Source organism: Pigmentiphaga sp. NML080357 (assembly GCF_002188465.1).
GTDB lineage: Bacteria > Pseudomonadota > Gammaproteobacteria > Burkholderiales > Burkholderiaceae_B > Pigmentiphaga.
Genome location: NZ_NINW01000050.1, coordinates 1 through 21,138 on the forward strand (window position 1 = coordinate 1; position 21,138 = coordinate 21,138).

19 protein-coding genes are annotated in these 21,138 nt (G+C 67.6%); 8 read left to right on the forward strand and 11 right to left on the reverse strand.

Going from position 1 to position 21,138, the window contains the following annotated elements; genetic code table 11:
* Positions 1–1,431, forward strand: a 1,431-nt coding sequence (locus CDO44_RS25745; protein ID WP_087783137.1) for an aldehyde dehydrogenase family protein, incomplete at its 5' end; no start/stop codon positions are given.
* Positions 1,432–1,443: 12 nt separating this feature from the next.
* On the opposite strand, the gene CDO44_RS25750 is transcribed toward CDO44_RS25745, so the two are convergent.
* Complete coding sequence (locus tag CDO44_RS25750; RefSeq protein ID WP_087783138.1) at positions 1,444–1,878, reverse strand: RidA family protein; 435 nt, start codon at positions 1,876–1,878, stop codon at positions 1,444–1,446.
* Between the two features lie 98 nt (positions 1,879–1,976).
* Between CDO44_RS25750 and CDO44_RS25755 the strand changes: the two genes are divergently transcribed.
* The 7 genes from CDO44_RS25755 to CDO44_RS25785 all read left to right on the forward strand — a co-directional run bounded on the left by CDO44_RS25755 (position 1,977) and on the right by CDO44_RS25785 (position 9,053).
* A complete protein-coding gene (locus CDO44_RS25755; protein WP_158213442.1) occupies positions 1,977–2,753 on the forward strand; it encodes a nitroreductase family protein in 777 nt (258 codons plus the stop codon).
* Between the two features lie 27 nt (positions 2,754–2,780).
* Positions 2,781–3,524, forward strand: a complete 744-nt coding sequence (locus CDO44_RS25760; RefSeq protein WP_087783140.1) for a FadR/GntR family transcriptional regulator — start codon at positions 2,781–2,783, stop codon at positions 3,522–3,524.
* A 111-nt stretch (positions 3,525–3,635) separates the two neighbouring features.
* Positions 3,636–4,634 carry a D-glycerate dehydrogenase gene (locus CDO44_RS25765; RefSeq protein WP_087783141.1) on the forward strand — a complete coding sequence of 333 codons (999 nt, stop codon included), beginning with the start codon at positions 3,636–3,638 and terminating at the stop codon, positions 4,632–4,634.
* A complete protein-coding gene (locus tag CDO44_RS25770; RefSeq protein WP_087783142.1) occupies positions 4,627–6,375 on the forward strand; it encodes an IlvD/Edd family dehydratase in 1,749 nt (582 codons plus the stop codon). The genes CDO44_RS25765 and CDO44_RS25770 overlap by 8 nt, the downstream gene beginning before the upstream one ends.
* On the forward strand, positions 6,372–6,884 hold the full coding sequence (locus CDO44_RS25775; protein WP_087783143.1) for a 2,4'-dihydroxyacetophenone dioxygenase family protein: 513 nt from the start codon (positions 6,372–6,374) through the stop codon (positions 6,882–6,884). The genes CDO44_RS25770 and CDO44_RS25775 overlap by 4 nt, the downstream gene beginning before the upstream one ends.
* A 170-nt stretch (positions 6,885–7,054) precedes the next feature.
* Positions 7,055–8,005 (forward strand): tripartite tricarboxylate transporter substrate binding protein, encoded by a 951-nt coding sequence (locus CDO44_RS25780; protein ID WP_233146368.1) that lies wholly within the window; start codon positions 7,055–7,057, stop codon positions 8,003–8,005.
* Between the two features lie 85 nt (positions 8,006–8,090).
* Positions 8,091–9,053 (forward strand): LysR family transcriptional regulator, encoded by a 963-nt coding sequence (locus CDO44_RS25785; protein ID WP_087783145.1) that lies wholly within the window; start codon positions 8,091–8,093, stop codon positions 9,051–9,053.
* A 36-nt stretch (positions 9,054–9,089) separates the two neighbouring features.
* On the opposite strand, the gene CDO44_RS25790 is transcribed toward CDO44_RS25785, so the two are convergent.
* The 10 genes from CDO44_RS25790 to CDO44_RS25835 all read right to left on the reverse strand — a co-directional run bounded on the left by CDO44_RS25790 (position 9,090) and on the right by CDO44_RS25835 (position 21,033).
* Positions 9,090–9,821 (reverse strand): SapC family protein, encoded by a 732-nt coding sequence (locus tag CDO44_RS25790; protein ID WP_087783146.1) that lies wholly within the window; start codon positions 9,819–9,821, stop codon positions 9,090–9,092.
* A 57-nt stretch (positions 9,822–9,878) separates the two neighbouring features.
* On the reverse strand, positions 9,879–11,519 hold the full coding sequence (atzF, locus tag CDO44_RS25795) for an allophanate hydrolase (RefSeq protein WP_087783147.1): 1,641 nt from the start codon (positions 11,517–11,519) through the stop codon (positions 9,879–9,881).
* Positions 11,520–11,652: 133 nt separating this feature from the next.
* Positions 11,653–12,378: a fumarate/nitrate reduction transcriptional regulator Fnr gene (gene fnr / locus CDO44_RS25800; protein ID WP_087783148.1), complete on the reverse strand. Its 726-nt coding sequence runs from the start codon at positions 12,376–12,378 to the stop codon at positions 11,653–11,655.
* Positions 12,379–12,414: 36 nt separating this feature from the next.
* A complete protein-coding gene (locus CDO44_RS25805) occupies positions 12,415–13,311 on the reverse strand; it encodes a LysR family transcriptional regulator (RefSeq protein ID WP_087783149.1) in 897 nt (298 codons plus the stop codon).
* Positions 13,312–13,479: 168 nt separating this feature from the next.
* On the reverse strand, positions 13,480–15,420 hold the full coding sequence (locus CDO44_RS25810) for a response regulator (RefSeq protein ID WP_233146369.1): 1,941 nt from the start codon (positions 15,418–15,420) through the stop codon (positions 13,480–13,482).
* A 22-nt stretch (positions 15,421–15,442) separates the two neighbouring features.
* Complete coding sequence (locus CDO44_RS25815; RefSeq protein WP_087783209.1) at positions 15,443–15,907, reverse strand: response regulator; 465 nt, start codon at positions 15,905–15,907, stop codon at positions 15,443–15,445.
* A 5-nt stretch (positions 15,908–15,912) separates the two neighbouring features.
* Positions 15,913–18,174 carry an ATP-binding protein gene (locus CDO44_RS25820; RefSeq protein ID WP_087783150.1) on the reverse strand — a complete coding sequence of 754 codons (2,262 nt, stop codon included), beginning with the start codon at positions 18,172–18,174 and terminating at the stop codon, positions 15,913–15,915.
* Positions 18,175–18,321: 147 nt separating this feature from the next.
* On the reverse strand, positions 18,322–19,089 hold the full coding sequence (locus tag CDO44_RS25825; protein ID WP_087783151.1) for an ABC transporter permease: 768 nt from the start codon (positions 19,087–19,089) through the stop codon (positions 18,322–18,324).
* Between the two features lie 5 nt (positions 19,090–19,094).
* Positions 19,095–19,877, reverse strand: a complete 783-nt coding sequence (locus CDO44_RS25830) for an ABC transporter ATP-binding protein (protein ID WP_087783152.1) — start codon at positions 19,875–19,877, stop codon at positions 19,095–19,097.
* Between the two features lie 97 nt (positions 19,878–19,974).
* Positions 19,975–21,033, reverse strand: coding sequence for an ABC transporter substrate-binding protein (locus CDO44_RS25835; RefSeq protein WP_369824715.1), 1,059 nt, complete (start codon positions 21,031–21,033; stop codon positions 19,975–19,977).
* Positions 21,034–21,138 lie beyond the last annotated feature (105 nt).

The following is a 21,138-nucleotide window of genomic DNA, read 5'->3' on the forward strand; positions in this document are numbered from 1 at the left end:
ATGCATGCGAACTACATAGCGGGGCAATGGCTGGAAGGCGCGGGCGCCACGCGCAACATCAATCCCTCAGACGTGTCGGACGTGATCGGCGAGTATGCGCATGCCGCGCCCGAGCAGGTGGCGCAGGCCGTCGAGTCCGCGCGCGAGGCGGCCGGGGAATGGGGACATGCAACCGCGACGCGGCGCGCCGAATGCCTGGACGCCATAGGCGCCGAACTCCAGCGCCGCAAGGACGAACTGGGCCGCCTGCTGGCGCGCGAGGAAGGCAAGACCCTGCCGGAAGCGGTGGGCGAGGCTGCGCGGGCGGCGGCGATCTTCCGCTTTTTCGCCGGCGAAGCCTTGCGCGTGCGGGGCGAGCGCCTGCCCCAGGCGCGCGCCGGCGTGGACGTCGAAGTCACCCGCGAGCCCGTGGGCGTGGTGGGACTGATCACGCCGTGGAATTTCCCGCTCGCCATCCCGGCATGGAAGATCGCGCCCGCGCTGGCGTACGGCAACGCGGTCGTGTTCAAACCGGCCGACCTGGTGCCCGGCTGCGCGTGGGCGCTGGCCGAGATCATCAGCCGCGCGGGCTTGCCCGCGGGCGTGTTCAACCTGGTCATGGGGCGCGGCAGCGTGGTCGGCCAGGCCATGCTGGACGACCCGCGCATCGACGCATTGAGTTTCACCGGCTCGGTCGCCACCGGCAGGCAGGTGGCGCAGTCGGCCGTGCGCCGGTTCGCCAAGGTGCAGATGGAAATGGGCGGCAAGAACCCGCTGGTGGTGCTGGATGACGCCGATCTCGGCCAGGCGGTCGAATGCGCCATCCAGGGATCGTTTTTTTCCACCGGCCAGCGCTGCACGGCCTCCAGCCGCCTGATCGTCCAGCGCGGCATCCACGACCGCTTCGTGGCGGCGATGAAGGAACGCATGGCCGCCTTGCGGGTGGACGACGCGCTGCGGCCCGGCACCGACATCGGGCCAGTGGTCGACGCGCGCCAGTTGCAGCAGGACGAGGAATACATCCGCATCGGCCGGCAGGAGGGCGCGACGCTGGCCCTCGGCGGCCGTCGGGTGACACGCGAAAAGGACGGCCACTACCTGGAGCCGGCCTTGTTCACCGATTGCCGCAACGACATGCGCATCTGCCGCGAGGAGATCTTTGGTCCGGTCGCCGCGGTCATTGCCGCCGCCGACTACGAGGAAGCGCTGGCGCTGGCCAACGATACCGAGTTCGGCCTTTCGGCCGGCATCTGCACGACCTCGCTCAAACATGCGACGCATTTCAAGCGTCATGCGCAAGCGGGCATGGTCATGGTCAATTGTCCGACCGCGGGGGTGGATCCGCATGCTCCCTTCGGGGGGCGCAAGGGCTCGAGCTACGGGCCGCGCGAGCAGGGCGCCTACGCGGCCGAGTTCTACACCACGGTAAAGACCGCCTATACCGTGGCGTGAACCGCTGGCGCGTCAGCCCGCGACCATGGCCTCGATCTCCAGCAGCCAGCCCGGATTCACCAGCCCGGCCACCTGATACACCATGCGCGCGGGATGACCGTCCGGCTGGCCGGCAAAGAATTCGGCATAGCCGGCGTTGAAGCCCTCGAAATCCATCCTGCCGCCCTTGTCCGGATCAGCCACCAGGCAGGCGCGGATATGGACCACGTTGCGCATGGACAGGCCCATGCCGCGCAGGATGCCGTCCAGCCGCTCGAGCGTGGTGCGGGTTTGCGTACGCGTATCGCCGTACGCCCGCCGGCTGTCGGCCGGGGCGTCGGGATCGACGACCGTGGGCATCTGGCCGCTCAGGTAGTACGTGGTGACGCCGGGCGGCACGCCCACGGCGCGGCTGATGGGGGACTTGCCGTTGGGCACGGGGACGTGGACGAAGGCGGGCAGGGACATGGCGAAAGCTCCTTTGAGAGGGCGGTGGACAGGCTTGATTTCAGACGCTTGACTTCAATTAATATGATTATACTATAATCATGAAAATGGAGAGAGCCATGAACGCCGTCCTCGACCACCTGTGCGCCCACCGCAGCGAACGTGATTTTTCCGAACAGCCTGTCGGCGACGACGTCCTGGCCCGGGTATTCGAGGCCACGCGCCGGGCGCCGACCTGGAACAATGCGCAGAACGTATCGTGGGTGGTCGTCAGGAACCCGCAGACCAAGGCCCGGCTGGCGCGCTGCAGCGGCAACCAGGCATGGATAGACCAGGCGCCGGTCTTCGTCGTGCTGGTGATGGATTTCTACAAGACGGAACTGGCCGCGCAGCGGCATGGCCGCCGCCAGGTCGTGCTGGATAACGTGAACAGTGTGCTGATCGGCGCCGTGGATACCGGCATCCTGATGGGAACGATGATGGCGGCCGCGCGGGCCGCGGGCCTGGGGGTGTGTCCCATAGGCGGCGTGCGGCGCAACATGGCAGAGGTCATCGAGCTGCTGCGGCTGCCGCGGCTGGTCGTGCCGATGACGGGCGTCTGCATGGGCTATGTGCGCAAGCCATCGGCTGGCCGCAAGCCGCGCATCGACCTCGCATCGTCGTGGCATCCGGAGGTCTACGATCCGGCTCGCGTGGCCGGGGGCATCGACGCGCTGGATGGCGAGATGCAGGCCTATTCGCGCAGCCTGGGGCGGGAGTCGGCGCAGAGCTGGTCGGACGCCGTATCCAGCCGCTATGGCGCCGATGCCTATGGAGGCGTCGGGCCGGCGTTGCGCCGGCAGGGGTTCCGCTTTGAGTGGACAACGCAGGAAGACGATAGTGGAGGCAGCGCCTAATGCTATTATCGTACAAAGGAGACTGCGATGGCCCTGCTCAAAGACAATCCCGAACCTGCGCGTTCCGAGCCCAACCTGACCGAGCGCATCACGCGGATGCTGATGGACGAGATCACCGGAGGCCAGTACCAGCTTGGGGAAGTCCTGCCGCCCGAGCAGGTCATCGCCGACCGGCTCGGCGTCTCCCGCACCGTGCTGCGCGAGGCAGTCTCCCGCCTGAAGGCCGAGGGTATCGTCAGCAGCAAGCAGGGGCGCGGCCTGGCGGTAATCGCCAATACGCCGCTGTCGGTGCTGCGGATGCATGCCGCCAACGACGAGGACGTCGAGCAGATCCTCTCCATCGTCGAGTTGCGGCGAGGCTTCGAGATCGAGGCGGCGGCGCTGGCCGCGGAGCGGCGTACCGCGGAGGACCTGGCCGAGATGCGCGATGCGCTGGCCGAGATGGCCAAGGCCATCGACAGTGGCGAGGTTGCGCGCGGCGTGGATGCCGACCTGCGGTTCCACCGCGCGGTGGCACGCGCGACCCGCAATCGCAACTACATCATGTTCTTCGATTTCCTGGCGGTGCTGCTGCGCAAGAATCTCGAAGTCTCGCGCAGCCGTTCGGCCAAGGTGTCGGGGCGCGGCGCGCTGGCGCAGAAGGAGCACGCCAAGCTGCTCGCCGCGATCGAGAAAGGGGATCCCGGGCTGGCGCGCGAATGCGCCCGCACCCACGTCGAGAACACCGAGTCGCGCCTGCGGTCCGCCATCCAGGACAAGCCCCCGCGCTGACAGGGGCGGGCCGCCCGGACCGTTCACCGCCATGCCCGCAATCATCGTCCGTGTCCCGGCCGCGTCGCCGGAACAACGACTCCGTTCGTCCGTTTGAAGCCGAGAGGTCCTATGCCGCAATCCCTACCCACCGTCATTGTCAGCGCCCCCGTGCCGCCTGATTTACGCTCGGCCGTCGAGGCCGCATGCAGGATCGTCGAGGTGCCGATCGGCGAGCGTCTCGACCGGGCCGTGCCGGCAGCGGAGCGCCAGGCCGCCCGGGGCGTGCTGTGCACGGTGCGCACACCGGTCGACGCCGCCACCCTCGAGGCCCTGCCAGGCCTCAAGGTGGTATCCAACTTCGCCGTCGGTTTCGACAACATCGACGTGCCGCATGCCACGGGGCGGGGCGTGCTGGTCTGCAATACGCCGGGCGTGCTGGATCGGGCCGTTGCCGACCTCACCATGGGGCTGGTGATATGCCTGGCGCGCGACATGGTGGCGGGCGATGCCTTCGTGCGCCAGGGCAAATGGCAGCGCGGCGCCGCGCCGCTGACCTCGGACCTGGCCGGAAAGACCCTGGGGCTGCTCGGCATGGGCCGCATCGGCCGCATGGTGGCGCGGCGCGCGCAGGCTTTCGACATGCGCGTCATCTACCACAACCGCAACCGCGACACGCAGTCCGAGGCCCAGGGGCTGGCGGCCTACAGGCAGCGCGACGCCTTGATCGCCGAGGCCGATTTCCTCAGCGTGCACATTCCCCTCTCGCCCGAGACCCGCGGGTCGATCGGCACGCGCGAGTTCGACGCGATGAAGCGCACCGCCTATCTGATCAACACCGCGCGCGGCGCCGTCGTGGACGAGGCGGCCCTGGTCCGGGCCCTGCAGGAAGGCCGTATCGCCGGGGCGGGGCTGGACGTGATGGAGCGCGAACCGCTCGATCCCGGCAGTCCCCTGTGCGCATTGCCCAACGTGGTGCTGCAGGCGCACGTGGGCAGCGCCACGGTCGAGACCAGGCGCGCGATGATGGAACTGGCCGTGCGAAATCTGGTGGACGCGATGACGGGCCGAACCCCCCAGGCCATGGTCAATCCCGCGGTCTGGGATGCTTCCGGAGCCGGCCATGTCTGACGAGACGCCGCAACAAGGCCTGGACCGCGGCCTGACGAACTACGGCGACACCGAGTTCGCGCGCTTTCTGCGCCGCTCCTTCGCGCAGTCCATGGGATACACGAAGCGCAGCCTGGCCAAGCCAGTGATCGGCATCGCCAATGCGGGCAGCGATTTCAACAACTGCCACCGTCACTTTCCCGAACTGATCGCCGCGGTCAAGCGCGGCGTGCTGGCCGCGGGCGGCCTGCCCATGGAGTTTCCCAGCATCTCGCTGGGGGAGCCGTTCCTTTATCCGACCAGCATGATGTTCCGCAACCTGATGTCCATGGACGTGGAGGAAATGATCCGCGCCCAGCCCATGGACGCGGTGGTGCTGGTAGGCGGTTGCGACAAGACGGTGCCGGCCCAGCTGATGGGCGCGCTGTCGGCCGGATGTCCTGCGATCCAGCTCGTGGGCGGGCCCATGATGACGGGCCGCTACCAGGGCGAGCGGCTCGGCGCCTGTACCGATTGCCGCCGCCACTGGGGGCGGTATCGCGCGGGCGAGATCGGCGCGCGCGAGATCGGCGCCATCGAAGGCAATCTCGCCACGACGGCGGGTTCCTGCGCGGTCATGGGCACGGCCAGCACCATGGCGTGTGTGGTCGAGGCGCTGGGCATGATGCTGCCGCACACGGCCGCCATTCCGGCCGTTCATGCCGACCGCCTGCGGGCCGCCGAGGCCACCGGCGCCCAGGCGGTGTGGCTCGCGCAGCAGGGCCTGCGGCCCGAGGCCATCGTCACCGCGCAGTCCATCGACAACGCGCTGCGCGTGCTGCTGGCGATCAGCGGGTCCACCAACGCCGTCATCCATCTCACGGCGATTGCCGGACGCCTCGGCCTGCCTGTGGAGGCCGAGCGCCTCAACCGGCTGTCGGAAGAAACGCCGGTGCTGGTCGACCTCAAGCCCACCGGCACGCACTACATGGAAGACCTGTACGCCGCCGGCGGCGTACAGGCCATCCTGCGCGAGCTGGCCGACCTGCTGCACCGCGACTGCATGACGGTGGCCGGCAAGACCGTGGGCGAACTGCTGGACGAGCAGCGCGATGCCTGGGTCGACCACCAGGTGATCCGGCCGCGCCGCGAGCCGCTCAAGCCGGAGGGAGGGCTGCTCGCGCTGTCCGGTTCGCTGGCGCCGAACGGCGCATTGATCAAGCGCGCAGCCGCCGACGAGTCGCTGTTCGAGCACACGGGGCGGGCGGTGGTCTTCGACGACCTGCAGGACATGGCCGAACGGCTCGATGCCGAGGACCTGGACGTGCGGCCGGACGACGTGCTGGTACTGCGCAACGCCGGACCGCTCGCGGCCGCCATGCCCGAGGCCGGCTATATCCCCATTCCGGCCAAGCTGGCGCGCCAGGGCGTGCGCGACATGGTGCGCATCTCGGATGCGCGCATGAGCGGCACCGCCTACGGCACCGTGGTGCTGCACGTTTCTCCCGAGGCCGCGCTGGGCGGGCCGCTGGCGCTGGTGCGCAGCGGCGACCGCATACGCCTCTCGGTGGCACGGCGCACGATCGACCTGCTGGTGGACGAGGCGGAACTGGCGCGCCGCCGGGCGGCGTGGACACCGCCGCAGGCGCCGGCCAGGCGCGGGTACCAGTGGCTCTACCAACAGCACGTCATGCAGGCCGAGAACGGCTGCGATTTCGATTTTCTGCGCGCCCAGGCGCGCCCGGACGACGCCGGCACGGACCGGCAAGGAGACCGCCCATGACCGGCACCGTGTTTTCCCAGCCCCTCGTCCAGCAGCCGGGCATCCTGCCCGAGATCGCCATCGACGCCATTCCCGCCGACGAGCGGGTGTGGGTGCCGCAGGCGCCCAACGTATGGTTCCGGCCGCTCTTCTTCAACACGCTGGGCGGCGGCTGGTGCAACCTGCTGCGGGTGCGGCGCTCGGGCGTCCTGAGCCGCCACATCCATCCCGCGCCGGTGTTCGGCTACGTCCTCAAGGGGGCGTGGCGCTATCTCGAGCATGACTGGGTGGCTTCGGCCGGCCGCTTCGTGTTCGAGCCGCCGGGCGAGATCCATACCCTGGTGGTGGACGCCGATGCGCAGAACGAGGAAATGATCACCTTCTTCAACGTAAGCGGAGCCATGATCTATCTCGACGAGCGCGGCATGCAGATCGGCTACGAAGACGTATTCAGCAAGATCGACATGTGCCGGCGGCACTACCGGGAAGTGGGCCTGGGCGAGGACTACGTGGACCAGTTCATCCGGTAGGGCCGGGCGGCGGGAGGCCTAGGGTTTGCCGCAATTCCTCCGCCTATTTGTCTATAAGTAGTATTTGTTTGTACTACAAATTGGGCGAAGGAGACCGCATCCCTCCGCAACGTCGTTTCCCGTACCGAGGCACTATGGATCGTCGAACAGCATTGAAAGCAGCAGGTGGCATGGCGGCTCTGGCATGGACGCTGCCCCTGCGCGCCCAGGAGAAGTATCCCTCGCGCCCCGTGCGCATCGTGGTGCAGTACCCGCCGGGCGGCGTGACGGACGTCGCTGCGCGCCTGGTGGGCGAGGTGCTGACCAGGAAGTACGGCCAGCCGGTAGTGATCGAGAACCGCCCCGGCGCCAGCGGCATCATCGGCCAGCAATACGTGGCCGGCACGCCCGCCGACGGCTACACGCTCATCACCGGCGGACTGGGCGGCAACGTGATTCCCCCGGTCACCGTGCGCAACCTGCCGCTGGACGTGGTCCATGCTTTCGTACCCATTGCCCAGGTGGCGGAGTTCGTGAACATCCTCGTCGTGTCGAGCCATCACCCCGCGACCTCGGTGCGCGCACTCATCGATTACGCCAAGCGTTCGCCCAAGCCCCTGAGTTACGGCTCCAACGGGCTGGGCACTTCAGTGCACCTGACCAGCGAGCTGTTCGCCTCGACGGTCGGCATCGACCTCATGCACGTACCATACAAAGGCAGCAACGAGGCCCTGGTCGATACCGTGAACGGCAACCTGGATTTCTGTTTTTCCAACCTGCCGCCGGTCATTCCCCTCCTGAAAAGCGGCAAGCTGCGCGCGCTCGCGGTGACGAGTTCCTATCGCACCCAGCAACTGCCCGACGTACCCACCATGGCGGAAGCCGGCGTGCCCGACTTTGCCGTGACGAGCTGGCTGGGCATCTACGGGCCGGCCAAGATGCCGGCCGCCATCGTGGCGCAATTGGGCCGGGATATCTCCGAAGGCCTGCGCCAGCCCGAGATGACGGCGAAGCTGCAGGCTGCCGGGTTCGAGCCGCGGCCGCTCGATTCGGTGGAGTTCGCGCGGGTGAACCGCTCTGAGCTGGAGCGCTGGGATGCCATCGCCAAGCGGTCCAAGGTGGCGCTGGAGTTCGGCCAGTAGGGCGGGCGACGGGATGCCGGATGCGATCCGGCATCCGCGGGTGCGCATTGTTTAATCCAGACCCGGCGGATATAGTGACGCTGCCATGGATATCAACAAGCTGGACCTCAATCTTCTGCTGGTATTCGAAGCGCTCTACCTCGAGCGTAATGTCACGCGCGCGGGCGAGCGCGTGGGCCTGTCGCAGCCTTCCATGAGCAACGCCCTGCTGCGTTTGCGCAATCAATGCAATGATCCGCTCTTCGTTCGCACGCAGGGCGGCATGGAGCCCACGCCCTATGCCGCGGAACTGGCCGGCAACGTGTTGCGGGCGCTCGAGCTGGTGCGCAACGGCTTCGAGCAGGCGAGCGGATTCGATCCGGCCAGCACCCAGCGCAGCTTCACGCTGCTGATGTCCGACTTCTCGCAGTTCCTGGTCTTGCCGCAATTGGTGGCGCGCTTCAAGTCATCCGCGCCGGGCGTGAGCCTGGTGGTCAGCAGTCTCAGCCGCGAGCACTACCGCGCCGCGCTCGAGAGCGGCGATGCGGATCTCGCGGTAGGCAACCTGCAGGAACTGCAAAGCGGCTTCTACCAGCAGGGCCTGTTCGTCGACCAGCATGTCTGCGTGATGGGCCGTGGCTTCAGGAAGGCGGGCGCCGCCATCACGCTCGACGAATACCTGGCGGCGCGCCACCTGGTGGTGACCGCCAACAAGACTGACCTGCAGATCGAGAAGGAACTCGGCAAGCAGGGCCATCGGCGCGAAGTGGCGCTGCGCGTGCCGAATTACCTGGTACTGCCCAAGATTCTGGCCCAGACGGATCTGGTGGTCACCGTGCCCGAGGTCATCGCCCAGGCGATCACCGACGATGCCGAAGGCGCCACCTGGTCGCCGCTGCCGTTCCAGACGCCCCATACGCACATCCGGCAGTTCTGGCACGCGCGCTATCACCACGATGGAGCCAACATCTGGCTGCGCAAGCAGATCGCCGACCTGCACATCGGCGCGAGCTTGCGCCGGGTGGGAGGCGGGGAAGGGCAGCCGGCGGGATGGTCGGCGGCGGCGTGAGCCGCCCGTTGCACCCGACGCGAACCGACGACACACCTAGCCCGCGAGGGCGACCAGATGTCCCCAGTTCAGCCGCGACTGCAGGTGGAAGTAGGTCATGGCGAGCCAGCCCTTGCGCGCCCATGCCGTCACGGTGGCGTCAGGCAACTGGTCGAACCGCGTTTCGTCGACCACGTGAAAGCCGTCCAGCGTGACGCGCTCGCCGCTCTGCAGTTCGACCGCCACCTGGCGCGGAATCATCAGGTTCTCGGCCTGCAGCGCGGCGACGTATTCGCGCGTCATCGTCAGTCCCGCCTGCAGTTCCCCCAGGAACTGCAGCATTTCGCTCACGACAGCGGTGGGCTGGCCGCCCTCGAACAGGGCTTCGGCATCGGTAGCCGTGCTGCGCAGGTGATCGGCGCTCTCGTCCACGCACAACGCATAGCGTTCGCTGGCCGGGTCCTCCTGCAGGATGAACGGATAGCGGCGCAGGTGGGCGGGAATGTAGCGACTGGGCAGCCACCTGCCGTCGGCGTCGACCATGAGGTTTTCCGCCGTGCGCAGGCCCAGCACCGCCATGGGCATGTGCTGTTCGCCGGCGAACACGATAGGCAGGTCGCGCGCGGCCATCGCGAATTCCGTCGCCACCAGCGGCACAGCGGTCTGGCCACGCGAAAAGGCGTAGCCGGCATTGCGGTCGAGCTTGAGGTGGGCGTGGCGCTGCGGGTCCAGCGCGCGCGCCTGTTCGAACATGGGGGCGTAGGTGCCGGCGGGGGTCGAGGTGGTCATGGAATCCTTGCACGAAGGTCGATGCCGCGCGGCATCGTCATGACCGCAATGGTAACGCTACGCGCGGGCGCCGTCCCCCTCGAGGCTCTGAACATAGCGCCGCCAGCCGCCAAACGCCGAGACGTCGCGCGCGCCTTGCGCCGCCCACGGTTCGCAGACGAAACCATGCACCATCGTGCCGTCCTCCAGGGCCAGGCTGCCTATGCCCAGCGGCGCGAGCACCTGCCTGAGGAAAGCGCCGACCTGCCCCAGGGGAAGATTCCACACCTCGACCGCGATCGAGGCGCCGCCTGCGCCGACGCGCACGAGACCGGGCTTGGGCGGCGTGGTGCCCGGCAGCGCGTAGAGCCGGTATTCCGCCGCGGTACGGGTCTCGCGCAGCTTGCGCGCGCCTAGATCGGTCAACTGCCAGTTCAGCGGCATGCCGCTCAGGTGGGCGCCGACCACCGCGATCGGCAGGGCATCGGCCAGGGGCGGTGCGATCTCGCGCGGCGCGGGCAGCGGCGCGCCGGTCGCCCCCTGCGGCAAGCCGGTGGCATGGTGGAAGCGCTGGCCCAGTTGAGCCAGCCGCCAGTCCGAGCCCGAGGGCCCGATCAGCGTGATGCCGAACGGCAGGCCGTCGGCGCGCAGCGAGGCCGGCACGGCCAGCGCGGCCCAGCGCAGCAGGTTGACGAAGTTGGTGTATCGGCCGAGCGTACGATTCAGGCCGATGGGATCGGCCAGCATGGCGGCGATGGTGGGCAGCGTGGGGGCGGTCGGCACGGCCAGCACGTCCATGTCGCGCCAGACTGTGGACAGCCGCTCGCGCGCCTCGTCCAGCCTGGCCTGCATCGCCAGCACGTCGGCCGCGCCATGGTGCCGGCTGCCGCCGATAATGGTGCGCACGGGCTCGATGACCGCCTCGGGCCGGGCATCGAAGAATTCGCGGATGGCCTCGTAGCGCTCGGCCACCAGCGCGCTTTCGTACAGCCATGACGCGACTTCCGCCAGCGGCGCGTCGTCGATGGGTACCGCGGTACCCCCCAGCGCCTCGAGTTGCCGGCATGCCGCTTCGTAGGCCTGGGCCGCGAGCGCGTCGCCGGCGAAATCCGGACGCATCGGCACCCCGAAGCGGAAGGACGCCGGCATGGCCCGCAAGTCGGGGGCCACGGCATCGGTGTCGGCCAGCACGTTGAGCACGTCCACCGCCTCGGCTACTGTGCGGGCGAAGATGCTGGCGGTATCGAAGCTGCGCGAGGCCGGAAATACGCCCTTGGCGCTGAGCAGGCCGATGGATGGCTTGAGCCCGACGATGTTGTTGAAGCCGGCCGGCACCCGGCCGGAACCGGCCGTGTCGGTACCCAGGGCCACGTCCGCCTCGCCGGTGGCCACCGCCCAGGCCGAGCCGCTGCTGGAGCCGCCGCTGACGTATTCGGGGCGCAGCGCATTGGGAACCGCCCCAAAAGGGGACCGCGTGCCGTTCAGCCCGCACGCGAACTGGTCGAGGTTGGTCTTGCCGACGATCGATGCACCGGCATCGAGCAGTTTTTGCACCACGGCGGCGCTAGCCGCGGGCATGTAGGCAAACTCGGGGCAGGCGCAGGTGGTCGGCACGCCGGCCACGTCGATGTTGTCCTTGACGGCCACGCGCACGTGCGCGAGCGGGCCCGAGGCGCGGGTGCGGAGAGGAGGGGAAAGGCGGCGGATCCAGGCTGACATGGCAATCCCTGATAGACGATGTCCATGCTCAAGCAAGGGGCGTACCACGGCGCGGGCGGCGCCGGCCGGGCGCAACGCCGGGAAGGCGCGCGGGCCGCGGGCCCGCGTTTTCGGCTGCTCCCGTGGCTGTACGCTAGCAGGGCAGCCCGGCAATGCGCCGCAAGCCCGCCATGTCGAGGATCTCGACTTCCCTCTGGCGCGTGCGCAGCAGCTGCGCCCTGGACAAGCGCGAAAACAGCCGGCTCACCGTCTCCAGCGTCAGGCCGAGGAAATTGCCGATCTCTTCGCGGCTCATCCGGAGGACGAATGTCGAGGCCGAATAGCCGCGGGCCGCCAGGCGCTCGGAAAGGTTGAGCAGGAAGACGGCCAGGCGTTCTTCGGCGCGCATGGCGCCCAGGGACAGCAGCATCTGCTGGTCGTGCTCGATCTCGCGGCTCATCAGCCGCATGAGCTGGCGCTGCAGGGACGGCAGATGACCGGCCAGGGAAGACAGGTCCCGTACCGGGATCACGCAGACTTCGCTGTCTTCCAGGGCGACGGCGGTGGAGGCATGGGCGGTCCGGGCCAGGCCATCCAGCCCGACGATTTCGCCGGCCAGGTGAAAGCCCGTGATCTGCTGGCGTCCGTCGGCCCGTTCGAGGACCGTCTTCAGTGTGCCGAAGCGGATGCCGTAGACCGCCTCCAGTCCGTCCCCCACGTGGAACAGCGCCTGGCCTTTCGCGACCCGTATGCGTTCCTGCACCAGCTCATCCATCCTGCCGGCGTCGTCGGCCTCCATGCCGACGGGCAGGCAGAACTGGCCCAGCCCGCAGGTCGAGCAGCGGACGGAGTCGGAGGCGAGCGGAATGCGTTTGTTCATGGATGGCGAATCGTCGCGGTAGCGGCCGGACCGCTGCTAGGGCAGGCGGCCGGCGTAGCTTTGCCGCAGCATGTCGATGAAGACCCGCACGCGCGGCGGCAGGTGCTTGCGCTGCGGGTAGACGGCGTAGATGGCGTTGGGCGGCGGGGCGTAGTCGTCGAGCACGGTCACCAGCCGCCCCTGTTTCAGGTCGTCTTCGACCTCCCATAGCGACCGCCACGCCAGGCCCCGGCCGTCCAGGGTCCAGGCATGGAGGACGGCGCCGTCGGTGCATTCCAGCGTGCCGGAGACGCGCTGCGGGGTGGGTTTGCCGTCGATGGTGAAGAGCCAGCCGCGCGTCTGGCTGCCGCTGGCCCCGAACGACAAGCAGTTGTGGCGCGCCAGCTCCGATGGATGCCGGGGCGTGCCGTGGCGGCGCAGGTAGGCAGGCGAGGCCACCACCATCCGGCGGTTGTCGGCCAGGCGTACGCTGACGAGACTGGAGTCGGCCAGGTCGCCGATGCGTATGGCGCAGTCGTAGCCTTCGTTGACGAGGTCCACCAGCCGGTCGTTGAGGTCGAGGGTGACGCTGATGCCGGGATAGGTGTCGAGCAGCCGCGGCAGCAGCGGGGCGACGTGGCGCCGCCCGAACCCGGCCGGGGCGGTGACCCGCAGATGGCCCTTGGGATTCTCGCCGCCGGCCGCGACGCTGTTCTCGGCATTTTCCAGCGATTGGAGTATCTGCTGGCACTCCTCGAAGAATTCCGTTCCTTCCCGGCTCAGGGAGATCTTGCGGGTGGTGCGTATCAGCAGCTTGACCCCGAGGCGGGCCTCCAGCGCGTCGATGCGCCGGCCGATGACCGCCGGAGCGACGCCTTCGCTGCGCGCGGCCGCGGACAGGCTTCCGCGCGAGACGGCCGAAACGAAGGATTCGATCTGCTTGAAGCGATCCATGGCGGGGAAGGGGCGAACATGCGCCGGCGGCGGGCGGGCATGCCGAGGTGGCAAGCCCGGCGGGCGCGGCGTATTTATGCAAATTAGTAAATAATTTGCACCGCATTTTAGCCTATCCATAACAAAACCGCGCCCGCGGCCGGGCGGGCGCGGAAGCGGTTCCCGCCCTCAGGACCGGTTGTCCCGTTGCAGCACGTCGATCAGGTGATCGATATCCAAAGGCTTGGTCAGATGGATGGCGAATCCCGCGCCCAGGCAGCGGCGCACGTCGGATTCCATGCCGTAGCCGGTAAGGGCTACCGCGATCTGGTCGGCGGCGGGCGCATAGTGCCTGAGCACGTCGATGCCGTCGCCGTCGGGCAGGCCCATGTCGCTGACGAGCACGTCGTAGCGCTTGGCATCGATACATGCGCAGGCTGCCGCCACGTTCTCGGCGATGTCGACCTCGTAGCCGTATTCGGCCAGGAGGAATTGCATGGCCTCGGCCGTATCGCCGTTGTCCTCCACCAGCAGAATGGTGGCCGGCCGGTGCGTGGAGGGCGATGCGGGCGTCTCCACGGGCGCAGGCGCCTGCACGTCGCCGCCCGCCGGGTCGTCGAGCGTGAGCGTGAAAGTGGTGCCCTTGCCCTGGCCCTCGCTGCGCACGCTCAGCGTGCCGCCGTGGCGCTGCGCGAGCGAACTCGCGATCGCCAGCCCCAGCCCGAGCCCGCCGCGGGCCTGCGCCGATTCTTCTTCGCCCTGGTCGAAGGCGTCGAAAATGCGCTTGAGCGCCTGCGGCGGGATGCCTATGCCGGTGTCCGAGACGTCCACCGCGATCTTTCCCGGCATGGGCTGGTACATGGTGATGCCGATCTCGCCGGCGCGCGGCGTGAACTTGATGGCGTTCTTGAGCAGGTTCCAGATGATCTGCTGCAACCGGGCCGGATCGGCCTGGACGATGACCGGATACGGCAGGGGCGTGTAGCGCAGTTCGATGTGGCGGGCCGCCGCTTCTTCGCGGAAGATCTCCGCGATGCCGTTCAGGATGGCGACGAGGTCCGTGGGCTCGAGGCGCAGGCTCAGTTTGTCGTTGACGATCTTGGAGATGTCGAGCAGGTCGTCGATGAGCCGCGCCTCGACCTCCACGTTGCGCTTGATGAGCTCGATGCTGCGCCGGCATTCGGGCGGCAGGTCCTGGCGCAGGTCCAGCGCCTGGGCCGCGGCGTAGATGGGGCCGAGCGGCGTGCGCAGTTCGTGCGACAGCACGGCCAGGAACCGGTCCTTGGCGCGGTTGGCCGCCTCGGCCTGTTCCTTGGCCATCTGCAAGAGGTCGGCCGCCACCCGGGTGTCGGTCATGTCGCGGACGATGCGCGAGAATCCCCGGACGGCGCCGCCATTGCCGAAGATGGCCGTGGTCACGACCGAGGCGTAGAACGTGGCGCCGTTCTTGCGCATCAGCCATCGTTCCTCGGCCAGGCTGGTGCCGGTGCTGATCTCGGCCAATCGTTCGACCAGCGGCCGCTCGGTCGGCTGGCCGGGTTCGGGCGGCAGGTTGAACATGTCGCCGGGGCGTCCGATCACTTCTTCGGCGGGATAGCCGAACAGCCATTCCGAGGCGCGGTTCCAGCTTTCTATCGTGCCGTCCAGCGACAGCGTCGCCACGGAGTAGTCCCGTAGCGCGTCGATCAACTGGCCGAAGTAGGTTTCGCTCTCGCGCAGGCGCCTTTCTGCATCGTGCCGGGAGCGGCGCTCCCGGGCCTCGTCCAGGGCCCGCTGCACGACGATGGGCAGGCGGTCCAGGCGTTGCTTGAGGACGTAGTCGGTCGCACCTTCCTTGAGCATGTCCACCGCGTGTTCCTCGCCCAGCACGCCAGAGACGAAAATGAACGGCAGCGCCGAAGGATGGCTGCGCGCGATCCGCAGCGCCTCGCTGCCCGGGAAACCCGGCATGTGGAAGTCGGACAGCACGAGATCGAAGGTTCCGCTGTCCAGGGCCTTGATGAAGTCGGCTTCGTTGTTGACGATGACGCCCTCGACGTCGAGCCCGGCGATTGCCAGGCGTTCCAGGGTCAATTCCGCATCGTGAGGGTCGTCTTCGGCCAGAAGGACTCGCATGACAGGCAGATTCACTTTAAGCGGGCTCCCGGACGCGTTATTCCTGTTGCAGCGTGCGCGCGCGGCGCAGGGAGCCTGGGGGCGGCTCGTTCAGCACCGCCCAGAATACGCCCAGATCGCCGATCGCGCGCACGAAATCGGGAAAATTCACCGGCTTGACCACGTAGGCATTGACGCCCAGCGCGTAGGCGCGAACCAGGTCGCTTTCCTCGTTGGACGAGGTCAGCATGACGACCGGGACGTTGCGCAATTCCTCGCTGGTGCGTATCAGCTTGAGAAGCTCCAGGCCATCCATCTTGGGCAGCTTCAGGTCGAGGAGGATCACCGCCGGGTTGCCGGGCGGCCGATCCAGATAACTGCCGCGCCGGGACAGATAGTCTAGCGCCTCTGCGCCGTCGCGGGTAATGACCACGTCGTTGGCCAGCTGGCTTTTTTCCAGCGCGATCAAGGTCAGTTCCAGGTCCCGGGGGTTGTCTTCGACCAGCAGGATGGGCTTGAGCATCATGATCAGCCTCGCAGTTTCTTTTTGCTTGGAGACGGCGCCGCGGTTGCCGAAGGCTCGGCGCCGGGGAGGAACAGATAGAAGGTGGCGCCCCGGTCGGGCACGCCTTCGGCCCATACCCGGCCGCCGTGGCGCTCGACGATGCGGCGCACGTTGGCCAGGCCGATGCCGGTCCCTTCGAAATCTTCCATGCGATGCAGACGCTGGAATACGCCGAATAGCTTACCGACATATTTCATGTCGAAACCCACGCCATTGTCGCGCACGTATATGACGTGCCCGCCGTCGCGCGCGTCGGCGCCGACCTCGATTACCGCCGGGGTACGGTCGCGGGTGTATTTGATGGCGTTGGACAGCAGGTTGCGCAAGGCCAGGTGCATGTAGGCGGCATCGGCGTAGATCGCCGGCAGGTCGTGCGCGATCCACTCCACCTCGCGTCCTTGCAGGTCGGGCGCCAGTTCGTTGCGGATCTGTTCCAGCGTCTGGGCCAGGTTCACCTGCGTGGGCTTGAGGGCCGAACGCCCCATCTGCGAGAAGGTCAGCAGCGCATCGACCAGGCGGCCGGCAAAGCGCGCCGAGTCGTTGATGTTGGCCAGGTACCGCGTCGCGCGCGCGGACAGTTGCTTGCCTTCGTATTCCTGCAGCAGTTCGGCATAGCCGGCGATGTGGCGCAAGGGCGCCCGCAGATCGTGCGAAACGCTGTACGAGAACGCTTCCAGTTCCTGGTTGATGCGCCCGAGTTCGTCCGCCAGGCCGGCCAGTTCCTCGGCCTTGCGCAGCACCACGCCCGTGATGGCGGTACGCAGTTCGGCGGCGCTGTCGAGCTCCCAGGGCTCCCAGGCAAGGGACTGTCCCCGTATTTCCTGGGGCCAGGGCCGGAAGTTGCGTTCGGCGGCGGCTGCCTCGTCGCCCGGGGCGGGCTGGCCGCCGGCCCAGTGGATGTTGCGCACCCACTCCGGCCGGAACCACAGGACGTAGTTGGGGTGCAGCTCGGAAATCGAGATGGCCAGCACGCCGCAGGCCAGTTCCCGGATCTTCGCGAATTCGGGTGCGAGCGCCGGCAGGTCGCGGGTATGGAACAGTCCTGACTTGGCGATCCGGGACAGGCGGGCGCACAGCATGAGGATGATGTCGCGGCCGGGCGCCTGGCCCAGGGTCAGGCAGTCGTCGCCATGGACGATGGCCGCGCCGGTGGCCCGCGCGAAGTCGAGCAGCGTTTCCGGCACGCTGGCCAAGCCCGCCGGCACGCTATCGTGCTCGGCCATGGCGGACAGCAAGGCGCCCGCCAAGTGTTGCAGCTCGTGGCGCCGTCCGGCTTCGGCCTGCGCGTGGCGAGCCTCGATCTGCAGCGAGACGATCTGCACCAGCAGGTTGGTCTGGGTCCGGACCGCCAGGGGGATTCTGCGCGGCAACGCGTGGTGGCACGAGATCATGCCCCATAGCCGGCCTTGCACCACCAGCGACAGCGACATGGAGGCCTGCACGCCCATGGCCTCCATGTAGCGCAAGTGCGAGGGCGAAACGCTGCGCAGCTCGGCGAAGCTGAGGTCAGTCGGCGCGCCGGTCGCGGGGTTGTCGCGCGGCACCAGCGGAGACGATTCGTAGCGCGCGTCGGGTATGCAGCGCATGCGGTTGACGAGGTAGAGACTGCGGGCCTGCGCGGGAATGTCGCTGGCGGGGAAGTGCAGGCCCAGGAACGATACGTAGCCGGGGTCGTGCCGTTCGGCATTGACCCGGCCATGTCCCTCGGCATTGAATTCGTAGGCAACGACGCGTCCGAACCCGGTGAGTTTCTTGATCTCTTCGACTGCGAGCTCGCAAATGGCGTCCACGGTCTCGCATTGTTGCGCGCGGCCGACGAAATCGCCCAGGCCGGCAAGCTGCGTGCCCGGGATGGCGGGCTCGAATTCGGCCAGGATGGCGCCGCCATCCCGGTGAACGACGAGATCGAAATCGCCGTGTCCGGTCTGGAAGGAAACCGAGCCGAGGTGGAACGGCGCACGTTCGGCCTGGGTGGCCGCTTGCAGCCGCTCCAGGAAACGGTCATCGGGATCCTGGACCAGACCGGCGAGCTCTTGGCCCAGCAACGCCGCCGGCGGCACGCCGAGATGGCGCCGTACCGACTCGCTGGCCTGCAGGATGCCGCCATGAGTACGGTCGAGTACGAGCAGGAAACCGTGCGGCTGGATGCTGCCCGGGATGTGGATCGGCTCGCTAGCGCACGAGTCCGTAACGTTCGTACTGGGCGCTGGGCTTTGGGAAGGCACCTGTCGACATGGCTGAAGGGGACGAAGCCCAATAGTATTCAATCCCCGTGTCTTTTCCCAAGCGCCGGGCGGATTATGTAGCGATACTTACAGGACGTCTCATTCGCGCCGGCCGGGGCGGGCCCGGCCGGCGAGGCGACGGCCGTTTCAGGAGCCATGGCCGCCGCGATGCGCCCAGGCCGTGGTGCGCTTCTCGACCAGGGCGAAAAGCTCGTACATGGCCATGGCCATGACGCCGATCACCATCAGGCCGGCAAAGGCCAGCGGCATCTTCATCGCCGAGCCGGCCGATACCAGCAGATAGCCGATGCCCTCGTTCGAAGCGGCCATCTCCGACACCGTCGAACCCACGAAGGCCAGGGTGATCGCGACTTTCAGGGAGGCATAGAAATAGGGCAGCGAGCGCGGCAGCCCGACCTTGAGCAGCACGTCCAGGCGCTTGGCGCCCAGGACTCGCAACACGTCCTCGAGCTCGGGCTCGAGCGTGGCGAGGCCAGTGGCGATGTTGACCATGATGGGGAAGAAAGAGATCAGGAAGGCCGTCAGCATGGCCGGGCCGATGCCGATCCCGAACCAGACCACCAGCACGGGCACGAACGCCGCCTTGGGGAGGGCGTTGAAGGCCGTCATCAGCGGATAGACGGCGGTATAGGCGATGCGCGAGCTGCCGATGACGAAACCCAGCACCACGCCGACCACGATGGAGATGCCGAAGCCGGCCATGGTGACCCAGAACGTGCGCCAGGCGTGCTGCGCGATGACCGGCGCGTAGTCGATGGTGGCCTGCAGGATCTGCGAGGGGCTGGGGAAGATGAACTCCGAGACCTGGAAGACGCGGCAGATGATTTCCCACAGCGCGATGACCAGGATCAGCAGGGCGATCGGGGCGGTGCGTTCGGCGAACTTGTTATTCATGGGGTTCAACGTCCGATCCGGGTGCGCAATTCGTGCACCAGGGTATTGAATTCGTCGGTATAGGTGGTCTCGAGCTCGCGCGGGCGAGGCAGGTCGATCTCCCGGCGGGCGAGGATGCGGCCGGGGCGCTTGCTCATCACGTAGACCGTGTCGGCCAGGAACACCGCTTCGCGCAAGTCGTGGGTGACCAGGACGACGTTGAAGCGGCGGGCCGTCCACAGATCGCGCAGCACGCACCAGAGCTCTTCGCGCGTAAACGCGTCGAGCGCGCCGAAGGGTTCGTCCAGCATCAGCATCTCGGGCTCGTGGATCAATGCCCGGCACAGCGAGGCCCGCTGCTGCATGCCGCCCGAGAGTTCCCACGGGAACTTGTGTTCGTAGCCGTCCAGTCCCACCGTCGCCAGCAGGGCGCGCGCCCGCTGCTCGTATTCGGCGCGCTTGGCGCGGAAGTTGGAGCGGTAGGGTTCGACGATCTCGAGCGGCAGCAGGATGTTGTCGAGCGTGGTCCGCCAAGGCAGCAGGTTGGGCGCCTGGAACGCCATGCCGACGATCTTGAGCGGTCCCTTGACGGGATGCCCGCCGACTACGACGGTGCCTCGCGTGGGCGACTTCAGGCCCGTCGTCAGTTTCATGAAGGTGGATTTGCCGCAGCCCGACGGGCCGACGATGGCGACGAATTCGCCTTTGCCGATGGAGAGGCTGATGTCCTCGACGGCATATTCGCCGGCGCGCTCCTGGGCAGGGGTATAGGCCAGCGATACGCGCTGGAAGTCGACAAATGGAGTCATGGGGTAGGGCGATGCGGAAAGTCGGGGGACGCGCCGCCGGAGCGGCGCGCGGTTCCGTGCACCCCCGGGACGGGCGGCCACCGGGGGTTCGTTCTCGTTACTTGCCGCGCAGTACGGACGAGGTCAGGGATTTTTCCGGCAGGAACGAGCGATCGAACGCCGCGGCCGGATCCACCGAGGTCTTGGTGCCGTAGGTGCGCGTCACCTGCGCGGCCATCAGCGCCATGCGCGAGGGATTGATGTCGCCGAAGCCGTCCGCCCGCGCGTCGGGCGTGTCGATGGCGGTCTGGATCGCCAGGCGCAGGCGCTTGAGTTCCAGCGCGGTGTCGATGATGCCGTCGCGTTCCTTGACGGTGGCGATCGAACCCGCGGGGTCGGCCAGGACGTCGCGCGTCGCCTTGGTGACGGCGCGCAGGAAGCCCTTGACCGCCTCCGGGTGGTTCTTGGCGAAATTGCGGTCGGCGATGATGGCGTTGCCGTAGAGCTTCACCCCGTATTCGGGGTAGGACATGATCGCGATGTCCTGGTCCTTGATGCCGCGCGCGTTCAGATTCAGCAGCGAGGTGAAGTAGAAGCCGGTGATGGCGTCGATGTCGCCGCGGGCGAGCATGGTCTCGCGCAGCGCGGGGTCCATGCTGACCCAGGTCACCTTGGAATCGTCGATCTTGTTGGCCTGGGCGAAGATCGGGAACGAGCGGCGGCCGCCGTCGAAGGAGGGGGCGCCGATCTTCTTGCCCTCGAGGTCCTTGGGCGCCTTGATGCCGCTCTTCTTGAGCGAGAAGACGGCCGCCGGCGTGTTGTTGTAGACCATCATGACGCCGGTGGGCTGGTTCGGCGCGCCGGGGTTGTTGCCTTGGAATTCCATCAGCGCGGCGAGGTCGGCGAATCCCATTTCGTACGAACCCGAGGCCACGCGATTGACGGCGGCGCCCGAGCCGCTGCCGGCGTCGATGGTGACATCGAGCTTTTCGTCCTTGAAGTAACCCTTCTTGGCGGCCACCAGGAAGATCGCGCTCGGCCCTTCGAAACGCCAGTCTAGCTGGAAGCGGATCTTGGTATTCTGGGCCTGGGCGCCCGTGGCCCACGCGCTGGCCAGGACCAGCGCCATCCCCGCGAGCACGGTGCGGCGACCCGAAGTGCGAAGCATTGTCTTCATGCTGGGTTTTCCTCGAGGTGAGTGGCGGACGGTTGTGCCGTCCTCGGTTTTGTGGGGAGAATACATCCCGGTTTCGCGCGCCAACAATGCGAGGTAAACCCGCAG